This window comes from Streptomyces sp. NBC_01571 (assembly GCF_026339875.1).
Lineage (GTDB): Bacteria > Actinomycetota > Actinomycetes > Streptomycetales > Streptomycetaceae > Streptomyces.
On sequence record NZ_JAPEPZ010000003.1, the window covers coordinates 173,749 to 188,856 of the forward strand.

The window sequence follows — 15,108 nt, forward strand, 5'->3', positions numbered from 1 at the left end:
GGCCCCCGTCCGCGGGAAAACGGCGCGCGCCGGCCGGCCCGCGGGCGGTACGGTCCCCAAATGCTCGATGACGACGGCTACTTCGGAGAATCCATCGCGGCCGGCTACGACGACTCGGCCGCGGACATGTTCCAGCCGCGCGCGGTCGATCCGGCGGTCGACCTGCTGGCCGAGCTCGCCGGCGGCGGCCGGGCGCTCGAGTTCGGCGTCGGCACCGGCCGGATCGCGCTGCCGCTGGCCCGCCGCGGAGTCCCGGTGCACGGGATCGACATGTCCCGGGCCATGGTCGCCCGGCTGCACGCGAAGCCGGGAGGCGACGCCGTCGGGGTGACGATCGGCGACTTCGCGACGACGGAGGTGCCGGGCACGTTCGCGGTCGCGTACCTCGTCTTCAACACGATCAACAACCTGACGACGCAGGACGCCCAGGTGGACTGCTTCCGCAACGCGGCCGCCCATCTCGACCCCGGCGGCCGCTTCGTGGTCGAGGTGGGGGTGCCTGACCTGCGCCGGCTGCCGCCGGGACAGAACGCCGTGCCGTTCCACATCAGTTCGACCCGCTGGGCGTTCGACACCTTCGACGTCGCCACCCAGGCGATGAGTTCGCACTACGTCACGATCACCGACGGCCGCGCGGAGCACTGGTCCCTCCCGTTCCGGTACGTGTGGCCGGCCGAGCTGGACCTGATGGCCCGCCTCGCCGGACTGCGGCTGCGCGACCGGTGGGAGGACTGGACACGGGCCCCGTTCACCGGCGAGAGCACCCGGCACGTCTCGGTCTGGGAGAAACCCGCCGGCTGACCCCGGCCGCACGGGGCCGGCCGCACGGGGCCGGCCGTACGGGGCCGGCCGTACGGGGCCGGTCTCAGGTCGCCTGCGGCAGCCACGTGGCGCCGGCCTGGGCGGCACGGATGAAGGCGCGTACGTGGGCCGGCAGGACGGCGCCGTTGAGCCAGGCCAGGGCGATCGGCGCGCTGGGCAGGTCGCTCACCGGGACGGCCCTGATCCGCGGTGACAGGCCCGCCTCGACCGAGCGGAAGGAGAAGTGCAGGGCCCGCGTGGTGGTCAGGGTGCGGGTCAGCGCGTCCTGGGTGGTGAGGGTGTGGACGCGGCGGATCGGTGTCCCGGCGGGGGTGTGCGGGGGCACGATCAGGTCCCAAACGGACTCCGGGAAGCCCTGCGGCCGGTCGAAGGCGTCGTAGGAGGCGGCTTCCTCTACCGACACCGTGTCCCGGCAGGCGAGCGGGTGGTCCGTGCCGACGAGCACGGCGCGGGCGTCGAAGCCGACCGGCGGGCCCACCGCGATGTCATTCTCGTGCGGGCTGTACTTCACCAGCATCACGTCGACCCGGCGGGTGCGCAGCTGTGTGAACGACTCGCGGACGCTGGACGGGACCAGGACGAAGTCCTCGATGCGTGCGCCGGTGCGGGCGATGACGCCCTTGGCGAGGTCCGGTGTCACGTGTATGCCGAAGCGGATCGCGGGGGCGTCGGTGGTACCGAGGCCGCGGGTGGTCGGCTCGGGGTCGGTCAGGTGGACCATGTCAGAGCTCCTCGGTGAGGCGGCGTTGATGGGGAGGGCTGGGGGTGCGCCCAGGAGGTGCGGTGGGGGCACCCGGGGGTGCGGGTGAGGGCACCATGGGGTGCGGTGAGGGCACCGGGGGGGTGCTGCGGGGCGCCGTACGCCGGATCTCGGCGCGGTGCGTACGGCGGTGAGCGTGTGTCCGTGGCCCGCCGGGCGGAGTACCGGACGCGGCGTCAGCCGGCCGCCGGGGGTGCTCGGTCCGGCCACGACGGCTCCGGCCGGGCAGGTGGCCGGGGGCCCCGGGTGGCGGTGACCCGCGCGGCGGGGTGATGCGGGGCGCGGCCGGCGCTCCCCGGCCGCGGTGCCGGCACGCTCCTGGAGGAGCTCGCCACCCTGCGTGCGGCGCGGCGTGTCTGGTCGCGGGTGCTGGGTGAGCAGTTCGGTGCGCGCGGCCCCGGGTCGCGTATGCCGGTGCGTCGGGCGGTGCGGGGTCTGGCCGCGGTGCTCGGCGGCCGGCTGTACGGGTCCGCTCCCACCGTGCGCCCGTTCGGGGGCAGTCGGGCCGCCGCGGGGACGGTCGATGCCCTGGAGTCCGCGGCGCTGGAGCTGATGCTGCGGGTGGAGGAGCTGGGTGGCGCGGTCGCCGCCCTCGGTCGTGGTTTCCAGAAGGACGAGATCGAGCGCGTCGCCCACCACCACCACCACCACCGCGCCGCCGCCTCGACGGGGACGGGTTGTACGAGGCGGCCCGTCTCGACCCCGTCGCCGAACAGCGGCAGACCGAGCGGCTGGCCAAACTGCGCGCGTGGCGGTGCGCCGACCGGGTCGACGACGCGCTCATCGCGGTACGCAAGGCGGCGGAGGGCAGTGACAACGTCCTCCACCCGATGAAGCGGGCACTGGCTTCCGGTGCCACGGTGGGTGAGGTCTGCGACACATTGCGGCAGGTGTGGGGCGCTGGTTTTCAGCCCGCCGCGTAGTGGGCGGGCCGGGCGGGTGGTGGGCGCCGGCGACCGGTCCCCATCAACGAGAGCGTCCACGGACGGGATGCCGTTCGGGTGAGTTCCGCTGTTCTCCCCGATGCCGCACCCCGTTGTCTGGGACTGTGCCTCCTACGACGTGGCCGATCTCAGCGGCCCCGGTCCGGAGGGGAGTTGGTGTGTGCGCCTGCCGCACATCGCTGCGGCCGGTATCGGCCATGGTCCGCGCGGGGTTGGTCTCCCCGGGGATGTCCCGTGCTGATGAGGGGAATGAGACACCCTCGATGTGGGCTGGTGGTGCCACTCACATGTGGCCTTCCTCGATGTCATGTGGGCGCCGAGCACGGCATCCTTGGGAGTCGGTCAGTGCGCGAGAGCCCGAACACGCACAGGATCATGGCCAGATGATGCAGGTACCATCCGCCCTCAGGACCGATTCAGACATCCCGGAAGAAGGAACTGTCATGTCCCAAGTCCAGTCGGAGACCACCGAACTCCAGTCGCAGTACGCGGCCCAGCTCACCGCGGACCTTGAGCGCAACACCAAGGAACAGGAACGTATCGGCGCCGAGGTGGTGGCCCTCCAGGAGCTGCTGCAGGCACTGCGGCGCGATCAGGCCCTGTTGGTCAACCTGCGGCGGACGCTGGGTGACGAGTCCCCCGCCGCGGCCGGCGCGAAGGCGGCCGAGCCCGCCGCGACGGTGCCCTCGGTGCCGCGGCAGGCTTCCGCCGAACCCAAGTCCGGGCCCAAGGCCGCCAAGCAGCAGAAGAAGGCCGCTGCCGCCAAGCCTGCCAAGGCCGCCCGGACGACGCCCAGGAGCGCGGGGACGAAGGCCGCCGCGAAGGCGCCGGAGGCCGCGGGGAGGGCGCCGGAGGCCGCGAGGAAGGCGCCGGAGGCCGCGAGGAAGGCGCCGGAGGCCGCGGGGAAGCCCACCCTGGTCGAGCTCATCCACGACCACCTGAGCCGGCAGTCCGAGCCACGTTCCGCCGCGGAGATCACCTCCACGCTCTCCGAGACCCACCCCGAGCGCGGCATCAAGGCCACGGTCGTGCGCACCACGGTGGAGGGACTGGTCGCCAAGGGACGCGCCCAGCGCAGCAAGCAGGGCACGTCGGTGTACTACACGGCGGCCGGGACCGGTACGGCCGGCGACTCCGCGAAGCAGGCAGCGCCGGAGCAGAAGGCCCCGGTCACCGACTGACGCGAAGGCATGCGCAGCCGTACCCGCGCGGCCCGGTCCGCGCCGAAGAACACCTTCATGTCCGTGCGCACACATCGACGCTCACCCTCATGAGCGGTCCGGTGCCCTTCGCCGCGGCGGCGCCCTCAGGTGGACGTGGCGCCGGGGCCCCTCATGTGCTCTTTCCGCCCGACGGGTTGGGCAGGGCCGGCGGTCCAGGTGATGTGCGGAGGTTCGACACGTGCGCACAAGGGGTTGCCGTGCGCGTCGGTGAGGCCGAGGTGTCCGACGAGGAGGCCTTCGCGCGCGGCGGCGTCGAGCACCTCCGGGGGCACGGCGTCGAGCATCAGCTTGGCGCGGCGGAACATCGTGAAGACGCCCGACTCGTCGACGGTGCCCCAGGACAGGTAGACGAACCGGCGGCCCAGGCGGTCCTGTACGTAGGGGCCTTTGACGTCGGTTCCGGCCGGCGAGGCGACCGCCGTGCACGGCAGGGTCCATGTCGCGGACTCGGCGTCGCCGGGCTGTGGGTCGAGGAGTTCGGCGGGACGGTCACGGCGTTGCACGGCGACATGGATGTCGCGGTACTCGGGGAAGGCGGCGTCGGCGGGGGCCGGACAGGTGCGGCCGGGCAGGTCGACGGCGTCGATACGGATGCGCATGCCGGCCATCATCCCGTCGTGGCCGTGGCGGGCGCCTCGCGGTGCCGTGGCGGGGGCCCGGAGGGCGGGGCGGACTGTTCCACAAGTGCTGCTGCTGCGTGCGAGTGGTGGATCTCCCGGCTGGGTCGTAGCGTCGTGGGAGGAGGCATCCTCCGCGTGGGAAGGCAGCCGGTCGGCGCCCGCCGTGCAGGCGGGGCCCGGTGGGCGGGCCGGACGGACGTGGGGGCCAGTGAGTCCAAGGAGAACGCGGCCGGGAGCGGACATGCGAAAACTCACCGTCAGGGCGGCAGTCACGTTCTGTGCCGCGGTATCGCTCGCCACTGTCGTGGGAACGGCGGATGCCGCTCCTGTGACGTCGCCGCGGTCCGCGCACACCCTCGCGCAGGAGTCGATGCAGCCCTCGGTGCCGACGCAGCCCGTCATCGTCGACTGCTTCTGGCATCCGCAGGTGGAACCCGGGGACTTCGTGCTCGCCTGCGGTGACGGCAACAGCCGTCTCATCTCGTTGCAGTGGTCGCGCTGGGACGCCAACTCCGCGGTGGCCAGCGGCGTCAACGTGGTGAACGACTGCAAGCCGTACTGTGCCGCGGGGACCTTCCGCAAATACCCCGTCACCGTACGGCTCGACCGCCCGCAGGCATGGAAGAAGAACCCCGAGTCCTCGCAGTACACCCGGTTGCGGCTCGTCTACACCGACAGCAAGCCGGCCGGGTACGGGCAGACGGTCGCCTACCCCCTGTGGAACTGATCCGCGCGGCCGCGCCCAGGGTCTTGTCGCGGGCCGCTTCACCTGGTCTTCTGTACCCCGGTTGACCGGCAAGGCGTTCGCCTGCCGGCTCGCCGGGCCGTCCCGCGTCCGGCGCGGACGCGGGACCTCGAGGTGGAGCGGCGTGGAGTCAGTGGCCGGGCAGGACGTACGGGGTGCTCTGCCCGAGGGGCTGGGCGCGGCCATCCGCGAAACCGCCCAGGAGATCGCCGCGCTGCTGCGCCGGGACACGGACATGGCTCTGCCGGTACCCGGCTCGCGGTGGAACGTCGGGGAGGCGGCGGCGCATCTGGCGCTGGCCAACGAACTGATGGCGCAGCTCGCGGCAGGGCAGGTACGCGGCTACGGGGACGGGACGCCGCAGAGCCTCGCCGCGGCCAACGAGCAGGCCCTCGCCGCGTTCGGCGAGCGCAGGGCGAAGCCGCTGGCCGTGATGATCGAGGCGCAGGCCGAGGCATATCTGAGGGCGTGGGACGCGGGTGCCGCACGGGGAACCCTCGTCACCCCGCTGGGCCCGATGGGTGCGGACGTGCTCGGGTCCTACCTGCTGACCCACATGCTGGGTCACGGATACGACCTCGCCCGCGCGCTGGGCCGTCCGCACATGATCGACCGTGCCCGGGTCGGGCTGACCGTGCCGTTCCTGCTCACGGCCATGCCGCGGGTGACCGACGCCGCCCGTGCGGCCGGACTGGACGCGCGCTACACCATCCGGCTGCGGGGCGGTGCCCGGTTCGGCGTGACGGTGACCGACGGTGTCGTACAGGTCGACCCGCAGCCACCGGCCCGGCCGGACTGCACCATCCTGACCGAGCCGGTCACCTTCCTGCTGATGGCGCTCGGCCGCCGTGGCCAGTGGAGCGCCGTCGGGCGGGGCGGCATCACCGTCTGGGGCCGCAGGCCTTGGCTCGCTCCCCGCTTCCCGGGCCTGTTCACAGCACCCTGACCGCGGTGACGGCGGCGGGGGCGGTCACCTCCGGCCGGGTGCGCCGGCCGCCGGGGTGGTGTCCAGCAGGACGAGCAGGGTCGCGCGGTGGAGGTCGGCGATCGGGTCGAGGAGATCCGGGTGACGCAGCAGGGGTGCCGCCCGGTGGTCTCGGGGGCTGGGGACGGTGAGCCTGCGTGCGCTGCCGATGCCGTCGGTGCCGTGGTGGGTGGCGGCCAGGCAGGCCGTCGCCACGGCGGCGAGATCGGCGTCGGCCAGCAGACAGGCCGCCCAGCTGACGACGGTCTCGTCGACCCAGGTGCGCCAGAGGTATTCGGCTCCGGTCGGCGCGTGCACGTCGGCGCCGGTCACGTAGTCCAGCCGGCCCGAGCCTCCGGGGCCGAGCAGGCTGAGCAGTTCGGCGTCCAGCGGGGTGGGGTAGCGCAGCGCGGCGGCGATGGTGACCGCGTGCTGCGCCTGGGCCTCGGCGAGGGCATGGTTCAACGAACCGGCCGCCGGCGGGAACGCCGACAGCAGCCAGCGCGCGGAGGCGCTGATGACGGGTGAGAGTTCGCTGGGCATGGTGACCGTCCTTCGCATGTGCCCGCCGTGGCCCGTGCCCGACCGAGCAGGTCGCGGGCCTCGTGGCGCCGGAGGGGGCGGGCGCGTGGGCAGTCAAACGTAAGGGCGGCCGTGGTGACGGCGACAGGGCGTAGGTCACAGAAGGGGGTGTGAGGTTGTCCGCCGCCCTGCCGTCCTCGGGGGTGTCCGGCGGCGCGACGCCCGTCACCGTATATGACTCTCAGTAATCGAAAGGGCCGGCGACATGCGGCCCATATCCCCTCGTTCACGCCCTCGGCGGGGGGAGAGATCCCCGGGCGTGTGTCACCGTCCGCGTACGGCGGGAGGGGGTGTGGCGGTCCCGCGGGCGGGGGAAACGATCCTTCTAGCCGAGTCTGCGGTCGAGGTTGAAGGCCGCGCTGATCAGGGCGAGGTGGGTGAACGCCTGGGGGAAGTTCCCCTGCTGCTCGCCCGTGTGGCCGATCTCCTCCGCGTACAGGCCGAGGTGGTTGGCGTAGGTGAGCATCTTCTCGAACGCGAGCCGGGCCTCGTCCAGCCGGCCCGCGCGGGTGAGGGCCTCGACGTACCAGAACGAGCAGATCGAGAACGTGCCCTCCTCGCCCTGGAGGCCGTCGGGGCTGGCCTGCGGGTCGTAGCGGTAGACCAGTGAGTCGGACACCAGGTCCTCCCCCAGCGCGTCCAGGGTGGCGAGCCACTTCGGGTCGGTCGGGGAGATGAACTTCGCCAGCGGCATCATCAGCAGCGACGCGTCGAGGATGGAGCTGTTCTCGTACTGGACGAAGGCGTGGCGTTCGGCGGACCAGCCGTGGCTCATGATCCGCCGGTAGATCGCGTCCCGTACCATGCCCCAGCGGACCATGTCGGAGGGCAGGCCGCGGTGCTGGGCCAGCCGCATCGCCCGTTCGATCGCGACCCAGCACATCAGCCGCGAGTACAGGAACGGCTTGCGTCCGCCGCGGGTCTCCCACACCCCCTCGTCGGGCTGGTCCCAGTGGTCGCACACCCAGTCGACGAGCTCGCAGATGCTGTCCCAGTGCCCGCTGGAGATGGGCTTGCCCCACTTGTCGTAGAGGTAGAACGAGTCGAGCAGTGCCCCGTAGATGTCCAGTTGCAGCTGGTTGACGGCGCCGTTGCCGACGCGTACGGGGGCCGATCCGCGGTAGCCCTCGAGATGGGGCAGTTCACGCTCGGGCAGGTCGAGGCGGCCGTCGATGCCGTACATGATCTGCAGGGGCCCCTCGGTCTGGGACGCCCGGGCCGATTCGAGCCCGACATTCTCGGTGAGGAAGCCCATGAAGGCCTCGGCCTCGTCGATGAATCCGAGCCTGAGCAGCGCGTAGACACAGAACGCGGCGTCACGGACCCACACGTAGCGGTAGTCCCAGTTGCGTTCGCCGCCTATCTGCTCGGGCAGGCTGGTGGTCGGCGCGGCGATGATGGCGCCGGTCGGCGCGTAGGTGAGCAGCTTCAGGGTGAGGGCGGAGCGGTGCACCATCTCCCGCCAGCGGCCGCGGTAGCGCGACTGGGACAGCCAGTGCCGCCAGTAGCGCACGGTCGCGTTGAACTCCCTCTCCGCCTCGGCCACGGCGCAGAAACGCGGTGCCACCTCGCCGCCGATCCGGTCGATGGTGAAGACGGCGGACTCGCCCTCGTGGAGTTTGAACAGCGACCACACGTCCGGGCCCGCGACCTCGATGGGCACCGTGGAAGTCAGCGCGAGATGGAGGGAGGCCGACTCGAAGACCGCCTGGCCGTCGTGCACGTGCACGGTGTGCGGCACGGAACCGTACTCGAAGCGGGGAGCGACGCGCGCACGGAAGGGAAGCATTCCGCGCACGCACATCACGCGGCGGATCAGGCGGTGCCGGTCGGCCTCGCGGGAGTCGTCGACGACCGGCATGAAATCCTGGATCTCGCCGACCCCGTCCTCCGCGAAGAAGCGGGTGATGAGCACGTTGGTGTCGGGGAAGTAGAACTGCTTCGTGCGCGCGGGAACGTCCGCGGTCAGTTCGAAGCACCCGCCCCGCTCCGCGTCGAGGATCGAGGCGAAGACGCTGGGCGCGTCGAAGCGTGCGCAGCAGTACCAGTCGATGGTGCCGTTCGTGCCGACCAGGGCCGCGCTGCGCAGGTCGCCGATCAGGCCGTGTTCGGCGATCGGCAGGTAGGCGGGTGTGTCGGCGCCACGGGGGCCGGGGCCGCGGGGGCCGGGGGCACCGGGGTCGCGGCGAAGCCCCTCTGGCGCTCCGGTGTCGGTCGTCGCTTCAGCCACGTCAGCCTCCTCGGGCTGTCGGCCTGGCCACCCCCTTGCCACTCCAGGCTAACCAGTCCCCGGCACCTGGGCTTGGGAAGCGGGCGGGCCGCCCGGGGCGGGATCAGGTCCGGCCGCGGTGGCGGGCGGGCGGTGCGGCGACCAGGGTCTGGGCGAGCGGGATCCGGGCCAGCTGGACCGCTCCGTACAGGATCAGGCCGACCCCGGCGATCTCGGGGACCAGCCACCAGCCGGTGCGCACCTCCTCCGCGTACAGGGTGACGCCCAGGGCGAGACTGACCAGGGCGTCGCCGAGGGTGAGGGCGGGCTGGGAGGCGACCAGGGGGCCGGACTGGACGGCGTTCTGCAGCAGGAACAGTGCGCAGACCCCGGCGGCGGCGAAGGCGTAGGTCTGCCAGGCGAGGAAGAAGCCGGTGACACCGCCCGTCTGCCAGGCGTGGGTGGCGTCCTTGATCAGGGCCGCGGTGAGCGCGTAGCCGATGGCCGCGGCGCTGCCGAAGCAGGCCGCGCGGGCGCGTCCGGCGGGCAGGCGCAGCGCGATCCGGACGGCGGCCGCCATGACGCCCACACAGCAGATGATGGCGACGGCCCAGCCGCCCGCGGCGGCATGGTCGGTGCCGGCCGAGGGTGCCGCCGCGGCCAGTGCGACGCCCAGCCCGGCGGCGATGCACACCACGGCCGTCCAGCCGCGCCGGGTCACCCGCCGGCGCAGCACCAGGCCGCCGATCAGCAGGGCGAAGGGAAGTTCCAGGACGAAGATCGGCTGTACGACGGCCAGGGCGCCGTTGACCAGGGCCAGCGCCTGGAAGCAGGCCGCCGCCATGACCGCGGCCATCCCGCCGAGCCAGGCCGGCCGGTGCAGCAGGTCGACGAACAGGCGGGCGCGGAAGCCTTCGGACAGGGGGACGTCCTGTGCGGCACGGCGCTGGAGGACGGTGGCGGTCGCGTTGCTGGCGGCGGCCAGCAGGGCGAAGACGACGGAGACCACCATGCCCACCGGCCTGTCCCTCCTCGCTGTGTCCCGGCGCTCCCGTGTCTGCCGGATGTGGCCCGGCGTGGGGGCCGGTCATGCCCATGCTCCCGCGACGGCGCGGTGTCCGCTCCCTGGACGGTACGGGACCGCTCAGCGCGGGCTCGCGTCTCCAGCCCGTCCGGCGTTTGAGGACGAGGCCGTCCAGGCCGATGCGCGTGTCTGGGGGCGGCAGCCCCCAGGGGCGTGGGGCACCGCCGCGGGCCGGTGCCGGTGGTGGTGGCGTGCGCGGTCAGCGCGCCGCGGGCTGCGCGGGCAGGTCGAAGACGTGTCCCGGTGAGACGATCCTCGTGACCGCCTCGCCGAAGAGCGTGCTGGGCTCGGCGCCGTCGTGGCTGATGTCGGTGTTCAGGAGCACGACCAGGGTGGCCTGCGCCGACGGCAGGTGGACGGTCAGTGACTCGTAGCCCGGCAGGGAGCCGTTGTGGCCGATCCAGCCCTGGACGTCGAAGATGCCCAGGCCGTACCCGGCGCCCGGGATCGTGGTGGGAAGCGTGGCCAGCCGCTGCTTCTGCGTGGCGGGACCGATCAGGGCCGTGCCGTCGGGCAGGACGCCCGTGGCGACCGTACGGGCCCAGGTGTGCAGGTCGTCCAGGTCCGAGATCATCGCGCCGGCCGTCCAGGCCCAGGAGGGGTTCCAGTCGGCGGTCTCCTCGACCGCGCCGCTCGCGGTCTGGTCGGTGTAGCCCTGGGCGTGCGGGCCCGGGAAGGCCGCGTCGGCCGGGAAGAGCGTGTGGTCCATGCCGGCCGGCGCGAGGACGTTTCTGCGGATGTAGTCCCCGGCCGGCATGCCGCCGGCCTTCTCCACGACCAGCCCGAGCAGGATGAGGTTGGTGTTGCAGTACGAGAACTTCCGACCCGGCGGGAACAGCGCCGGGTGCCTGAAGGCGTAGTCGAGCAACTGCCCTGGGGTGAAAGGCCGTTGCGGGTCGGATGTGAGGGCCTTGAAGAAGGCCGGGTCCTCGGTGTAGTTGAACAGGCCGCTGCGCATCCCGGCGAGCTCGCGCAGCGTGATCCTGTCCCCGCCGGGCACGCCGTCGACGTATCCGCCGATCGGGTCGTCCAGACCCACCCTGCCCTCGTCGACCAGCTTGAGCAGCGCCGTCACGGTGAAGGTCTTGGTCTCGCTGCCGATCCGCATGTACAGGTCCGGTGTCATCCCGCGCCCGTCGCTCTTGTCGGCGACACCGAACGACCGTACGTAGGTGCCCTGATCGTGCGTCCACAGCCCCACGGTCACCCCGGGCACGCCGGCCTCGCGCATGACCTGCCGCACGGCCGTGTCGAGTTGGCCGGTCACGGCCGGCGTGAGGGTGCGGACGCCGCCCGTCGCCGTACCGGACGGCGACGGGGGCTCGGTGGCGTGCGTGGCGTCGGCGGTCGTGGCGGCGGCGGGGACGGAGGCGACCGCGGTCGCGCCGGAGGCGGTGCCGCCCGCGGCCGCCGCCATGAGCGCTCCCACCACGGCGGCGGTGACAACTCCCCTGCGCGGTCGGGTGCACGAGTGCGTCATGGGCTGACTCCAAGCACATGAGGACCGGGGCCGGGCACAGGAGGACCGGGCCCGCGGTCGTCGCGGGCGGGGGCCACGCGACGGGCCGCGGTGCGCAGAGGTGCCGCGGGACACGGGGCTTGGGGTCCTGTCCTCCTCAAGGATAGGAGGGCCGGGGGGGCCGTCGCCTGTCGGGCGGCACCGGCAACCAGGACGCGGCGCGTTCGGCCGCGGACGTGGCGGTGTGGTTCAGAAGCCGGGTGAGGGCTGCGCGGCGAGGGTGCGGTCGGCGTCGGGGAGCCAGGAGTCCGGCGGCCGTTCGAGCCAGTTCTCGGCCGAGCCGAGGGCTTGAGCGGCGTCGGCCAGAGCTCTCACTCCCGGGTGGCGAAGGCCGCGGCGCCAGACCAGGGAGACGGGCGAAAGAGGCACCGGGTCGGTCAGGGGACGCAGGGCCATCTCCGGAACGTCCGCGAAGTCGACGTTGGCCAGCACCGACCAGCCCTGCTTGCGCATGACCCGCCGGAACTCGACCTCGCCCTCGATCTTCGGGAAGGGCGGTGCCAGGTCGACACCGCGGCCCGCGAACAGGGCCCGCGCGTAGTCCGTCCATTCGGTGGTGTCCTCGTTGCCCGCGGCGGCGTACACGGTTTCGCCGGCCAGCGCGGCCAGCGGCACCCGCGGCAGGGCGGCCAGCCGGTGCTCCGGGGGCAGGTGCACCGCCAGTCGGTCATAGCGGATCAGCCGGTGTTCCAGACCGGCACGGACAGCCGCCGGCAGCCCGGCGACGCGGCCGAAGGAGACGTCGAGCCGGCCGTCCGCCATCTCGGCCGCCGCCCGCGTCAGGCCACTGTGGAACCGGGAGACGAACTCCAGGCCGGGAGCCGCCTCCCTGGCCGCTGCCAGGACGCGTGGCCCGGTGGAGCCGTGGAGCGCGACGTCGACGATCAAAGGGCGGGCGTTCCCCTCGGCCGGGGTCTGCTCCAGTTCCCGGCCCAGCTGTTCCTGGGCGGCCAGAACATGCCGCACGACGGGCAGCAGCCGCTGCCCCTCGCAGGTCAGGGCCACATGCCGGGTGTCCCGCTCGAACAAGGCCCTGCCCCACACCCGTTCCAGGTGCCGGATGTCCCGGCTGAGTGCCTGCTGCGCGACGAACAGCCGGGCGGCGGCCCGGGTGAAGTGCAGCTCCTCGGCGACGGCCACGAAGGCGCGCAGCAGCCTGGGGTTGATGTCATGACGCACGCCCCCATTCTCACCACGGGCGTTGCGGGGTCAGGGCGTGGGGCACAGGGTCAGGTGGCGGCGAGTGGGCGGGCGGGGGCCGGGTGCCGGAGCGGGGGCGGTGCCGCGGGCGGCCGGGTGGGGGCCGGCGGGGTGCGGGCGTTCCTCGCGGACGACGGCCTGCAGGGCGTGGCCGAAGCGGGTGATGTCGTCGGGGGTGGTGCCGTGGTGGAGGGATGCGCGCAGGGCGGTGCCCGCGGGGTGGTCCAGGAGCGGGATCTCCTGCGCGACCGTCTTCCACAAGGCGACGCCGCGGGCCGCGAGTTGACGGCGCACGAGCGCGGCGGGCAGCTCCCGGTGGCGGAAGGCGAGGATGCCGGACTGGACCAGGCCGGGCGTGATCAGTTCGGTGCCGGGTGTCTCCTCGACGGCGGCACGCAGGGCGGGCAGCAGCCGCAGCCCGTCGTGTCCGGCGGGCCCGGTGAGGGTCGCCGCGTGGTGGGCCAGGGCGGCGTTGAGGCCCGCGACGGCCGCGTTCTGCGGCGGGGGGCGGTGCGCGGCGGCCTCCTCGAACGTGTCCCGCAACCGGGGTGCCAGGTAGGCGAATCCGACGTCGTGGGGGCCGCGCAGGAACCTCCAGCCGTCGCCGGTCAGCAGATGGCATCCGATGCGGGCGGCGTCCACGGGGAGCTGGCCGGCGGCGTAGGAGGCGTCGACGGCGTACAGGCACCGGTGCGGGGCGAGGATCCGCCCGATGGTCTCGACCGGGTTGACGATGCCGCGGCCGGAGGGGACGTGGACGACCGAGACGAGGGCGACGTCGTCGTCGATGTGCCGGGCCATCCATTCCAGGTCCAGGTCTCCGTCCTCGCGCAGCGGGACGACCTCGAGCCGGCAGCGGGTGCGGTCGCGCAGGGCGTACAGGGCCGTCAGGTTGGCCACCCCCTCGTAGGGGGTCGTCCAGATCCGGTCGCCGCGGCCGGGGCCGAGTCGGCGGACCAGCGCGTCGAAGGCGGTGGCCGCGTCCGTGACGACGGCGGTGTCGGCGGCCGGGACGCCGAGCAGGGCGCCGAGACGGTCGTGGATCTCGGTGCGCAGGACGTGTTCGAGGTGTTCCTCGAGTTCGTGCGGCCCGTAACGGTCCTCACGGGCCGCGCAGTCGGCGACGAGTGCGCGTACGGCGGCGGGCATACGGCCCCAGCCTGCCGTGTCCAGATGGACCGTCCGGCCGCCCGGGCCGCCCGCCGCGTTCCGGTCGTCCCGGCTGCTGCGGTCCGTGCGGTCACTCCGGTCACTCCGGTCACTCCGGTCCGTGCGGTCGCTCGTGGGCGCGTAGTCCCTTCGGTCCTTCTGATCCGTGGATGACGGCGTCGCGTTCATTTCCGGGGCCTCCCCCCGCTGTCGGGGCCATCGGCTGCCAGGACGCGGGGGCCGCTGTGCGCGACCCGCCACGAGCAAGCATTGCCAACATGCTTGGCAATATGTTGCCTAGCGAGGGGTCGCGGTGGCAACGCCGACTCCGGCGGCGCTCTAGCGAAAGGGCCGCGAAAGCGCTGTTCACCCCCTCGGAACCGGGGCCGACCGGGCCCGGAAGTAGGGCCGTTGACAAACTTTGCCAGGCATCCGCGCAGGCAGTTCCCCGTCTCTCGTGGGTCTCCAGCTCATCTCCAGCGAATGCCGAGCGGATCCCGAGTTCGCGTTGCCAAGCTTCTTGGCAAGAAATTACCAACCCAGATTCGCCTCATTGCCACGGAGGAGCCGTCATGAAGAACCTCGCCCGCATCGCCGTCACCACCGCCGCCGTCGCCTCCGCCGTCCTCACCACCGGCGGCGTCAGCAGCGCCGCGCAGAGCATCGGCCGGCCCCAGTCGGCGGGCACCACGGTCTCCTCCGCCATCGGGTGGCCGGCCGCCGCCGTCACCTACGCCGACGACACCAACATCGGCTGGCCCAAGGCGACCTACACCACCGCCACGGGCGACATCGGCTGGCCCAAGGCGACCACCGCCATCGCCGCCACGGACGACATCGGCTGGCCCAAGACGGTCACCGTCGCGGCCGACGACACCAACATCGGCTGGCCCAAGACGGTCACCGCCATCGCCGCCACGGACGACATCGGCTGGCCCAAGACGGTCACCGCCGCGGCCGACGACACCAACATCGGCTGGCCCAAGACGGTCACCGCCATCGCCGCCACGGACGACATCGGCTGGCCCAAGACGGTCACCGCCGCGGCCGACGACACCAACATCGGCTGGCCCAAGACGGTCACCGCCATCGCCGCCACGGACGACATCGGCTGGCCCAAGACGGTCACCGCCGCGGCCGACGACACCAACATCGGCTGGCCCAAGACGGTCACCGTCGCGGCCGTCTGACGGGCAGGGATGCCCTCACCGACCACAGGCCCGCTGCGATCCGCTCACCCACCGGGCCCCGCCGAGCCAACCGAATCTTGAGGCCCCCGCCGGCAGT

General features: G+C 72.9%; 14 protein-coding genes and 1 pseudogene. 7 read left to right on the forward strand and 8 right to left on the reverse strand.

The annotated features are described in order from the left end of the window. The first annotated feature begins 60 nt into the window (after nucleotides 1-60). Complete coding sequence (locus OHB41_RS48860) at nucleotides 61-801, forward strand: class I SAM-dependent DNA methyltransferase (RefSeq protein ID WP_266708723.1); 741 nt, start codon at nucleotides 61-63, stop codon at nucleotides 799-801. 64 nt (nucleotides 802-865) lie between these two features. Here OHB41_RS48860 and OHB41_RS48865 read toward each other — a convergent pair whose 3' ends face one another. Next, complete coding sequence (locus OHB41_RS48865; RefSeq protein WP_266708725.1) at nucleotides 866-1,543, reverse strand: LysR substrate-binding domain-containing protein; 678 nt, start codon at nucleotides 1,541-1,543, stop codon at nucleotides 866-868. Nucleotides 1,544-1,990: 447 nt separating this feature from the next. Here OHB41_RS48865 and OHB41_RS48870 point away from each other — a divergent pair. The 3 genes and pseudogenes from OHB41_RS48870 to OHB41_RS48880 form a co-directional block, all read left to right on the forward strand. Further along, a pseudogene (locus OHB41_RS48870) lies at nucleotides 1,991-2,215 on the forward strand (methylmalonyl-CoA mutase family protein); the annotation flags it as partial. 44 nt (nucleotides 2,216-2,259) lie between these two features. Continuing rightward, complete coding sequence (locus tag OHB41_RS48875; RefSeq protein WP_266708727.1) at nucleotides 2,260-2,505, forward strand: methylmalonyl-CoA mutase family protein; 246 nt, start codon at nucleotides 2,260-2,262, stop codon at nucleotides 2,503-2,505. A 464-nt stretch (nucleotides 2,506-2,969) separates the two neighbouring features. Beyond that, nucleotides 2,970-3,707 carry a hypothetical protein gene (locus OHB41_RS48880; protein ID WP_266708729.1) on the forward strand — a complete coding sequence of 246 codons (738 nt, stop codon included), beginning with the start codon at nucleotides 2,970-2,972 and terminating at the stop codon, nucleotides 3,705-3,707. Nucleotides 3,708-3,832: 125 nt separating this feature from the next. Here the strand turns inward: OHB41_RS48880 and OHB41_RS48885 are convergent, their stop codons facing one another. After that, nucleotides 3,833-4,348, reverse strand: a complete 516-nt coding sequence (locus OHB41_RS48885; RefSeq protein ID WP_266708731.1) for a DUF5990 family protein — start codon at nucleotides 4,346-4,348, stop codon at nucleotides 3,833-3,835. Nucleotides 4,349-4,610: 262 nt separating this feature from the next. Between OHB41_RS48885 and OHB41_RS48890 the strand changes: the two genes are divergently transcribed. Together OHB41_RS48890 and OHB41_RS48895 are read left to right on the forward strand one after the other, a co-directional pair. Next, entirely contained in the window at nucleotides 4,611-5,096 is a 486-nt protein-coding gene (locus OHB41_RS48890) for a hypothetical protein (protein ID WP_266708733.1), read from the forward strand. Nucleotides 5,097-5,238: 142 nt separating this feature from the next. Beyond that, nucleotides 5,239-6,060, forward strand: a complete 822-nt coding sequence (locus OHB41_RS48895) for a maleylpyruvate isomerase family mycothiol-dependent enzyme (protein WP_266708735.1) — start codon at nucleotides 5,239-5,241, stop codon at nucleotides 6,058-6,060. A gap of 24 nt (nucleotides 6,061-6,084) precedes the next feature. On the opposite strand, the gene OHB41_RS48900 is transcribed toward OHB41_RS48895, so the two are convergent. The 6 genes from OHB41_RS48900 to OHB41_RS48925 all read right to left on the reverse strand — a co-directional run bounded on the left by OHB41_RS48900 (nucleotide 6,085) and on the right by OHB41_RS48925 (nucleotide 14,010). Further along, on the reverse strand, nucleotides 6,085-6,621 hold the full coding sequence (locus OHB41_RS48900) for a hypothetical protein (RefSeq protein ID WP_266708737.1): 537 nt from the start codon (nucleotides 6,619-6,621) through the stop codon (nucleotides 6,085-6,087). 364 nt (nucleotides 6,622-6,985) lie between these two features. After that, nucleotides 6,986-8,890 carry a glycoside hydrolase family 15 protein gene (locus OHB41_RS48905; RefSeq protein ID WP_526025119.1) on the reverse strand — a complete coding sequence of 635 codons (1,905 nt, stop codon included), beginning with the start codon at nucleotides 8,888-8,890 and terminating at the stop codon, nucleotides 6,986-6,988. A gap of 103 nt (nucleotides 8,891-8,993) precedes the next feature. Beyond that, nucleotides 8,994-9,881, reverse strand: coding sequence for a DMT family transporter (locus tag OHB41_RS48910; protein WP_266708858.1), 888 nt, complete (start codon nucleotides 9,879-9,881; stop codon nucleotides 8,994-8,996). 271 nt (nucleotides 9,882-10,152) lie between these two features. Further along, nucleotides 10,153-11,433 carry a serine hydrolase domain-containing protein gene (locus OHB41_RS48915; RefSeq protein WP_266708739.1) on the reverse strand — a complete coding sequence of 427 codons (1,281 nt, stop codon included), beginning with the start codon at nucleotides 11,431-11,433 and terminating at the stop codon, nucleotides 10,153-10,155. Between the two features lie 228 nt (nucleotides 11,434-11,661). After that, nucleotides 11,662-12,651, reverse strand: coding sequence for a LysR family transcriptional regulator (locus OHB41_RS48920; protein WP_266708741.1), 990 nt, complete (start codon nucleotides 12,649-12,651; stop codon nucleotides 11,662-11,664). Between the two features lie 30 nt (nucleotides 12,652-12,681). After that, nucleotides 12,682-14,010 carry an aminotransferase class V-fold PLP-dependent enzyme gene (locus OHB41_RS48925; RefSeq protein ID WP_266708743.1) on the reverse strand — a complete coding sequence of 443 codons (1,329 nt, stop codon included), beginning with the start codon at nucleotides 14,008-14,010 and terminating at the stop codon, nucleotides 12,682-12,684. Nucleotides 14,011-14,393: 383 nt separating this feature from the next. Here OHB41_RS48925 and OHB41_RS48930 point away from each other — a divergent pair, with 383 nt between their 5' ends. Beyond that, complete coding sequence (locus OHB41_RS48930) at nucleotides 14,394-15,011, forward strand: hypothetical protein (RefSeq protein WP_266708745.1); 618 nt, start codon at nucleotides 14,394-14,396, stop codon at nucleotides 15,009-15,011. The last annotated feature ends 97 nt before the right edge of the window (nucleotides 15,012-15,108 follow it).

What these genes read in the sequence shown, in the direction of transcription:
- OHB41_RS48860 (WP_266708723.1), top strand. Translation starts at nt 61, where the DNA reads ATGCTCGATGACGACGGCTACTTCGGAGAATCCATCGCGGCCGGCTAC.
- OHB41_RS48865 (WP_266708725.1), bottom strand. Translation starts at nt 1,543, where the DNA reads ATGGTCCACCTGACCGACCCCGAGCCGACCACCCGCGGCCTCGGTACC.
- OHB41_RS48880 (WP_266708729.1), top strand. Translation starts at nt 2,970, where the DNA reads ATGTCCCAAGTCCAGTCGGAGACCACCGAACTCCAGTCGCAGTACGCG.
- OHB41_RS48885 (WP_266708731.1), bottom strand. Translation starts at nt 4,348, where the DNA reads ATGCGCATCCGTATCGACGCCGTCGACCTGCCCGGCCGCACCTGTCCG.
- OHB41_RS48890 (WP_266708733.1), top strand. Translation starts at nt 4,611, where the DNA reads ATGCGAAAACTCACCGTCAGGGCGGCAGTCACGTTCTGTGCCGCGGTA.
- OHB41_RS48900 (WP_266708737.1), bottom strand. Translation starts at nt 6,621, where the DNA reads ATGCCCAGCGAACTCTCACCCGTCATCAGCGCCTCCGCGCGCTGGCTG.
- OHB41_RS48910 (WP_266708858.1), bottom strand. Translation starts at nt 9,881, where the DNA reads ATGGTGGTCTCCGTCGTCTTCGCCCTGCTGGCCGCCGCCAGCAACGCG.
- OHB41_RS48915 (WP_266708739.1), bottom strand. Translation starts at nt 11,433, where the DNA reads ATGACGCACTCGTGCACCCGACCGCGCAGGGGAGTTGTCACCGCCGCC.
- OHB41_RS48925 (WP_266708743.1), bottom strand. Translation starts at nt 14,010, where the DNA reads ATGAACGCGACGCCGTCATCCACGGATCAGAAGGACCGAAGGGACTAC.
- OHB41_RS48930 (WP_266708745.1), top strand. Translation starts at nt 14,394, where the DNA reads ATGAAGAACCTCGCCCGCATCGCCGTCACCACCGCCGCCGTCGCCTCC.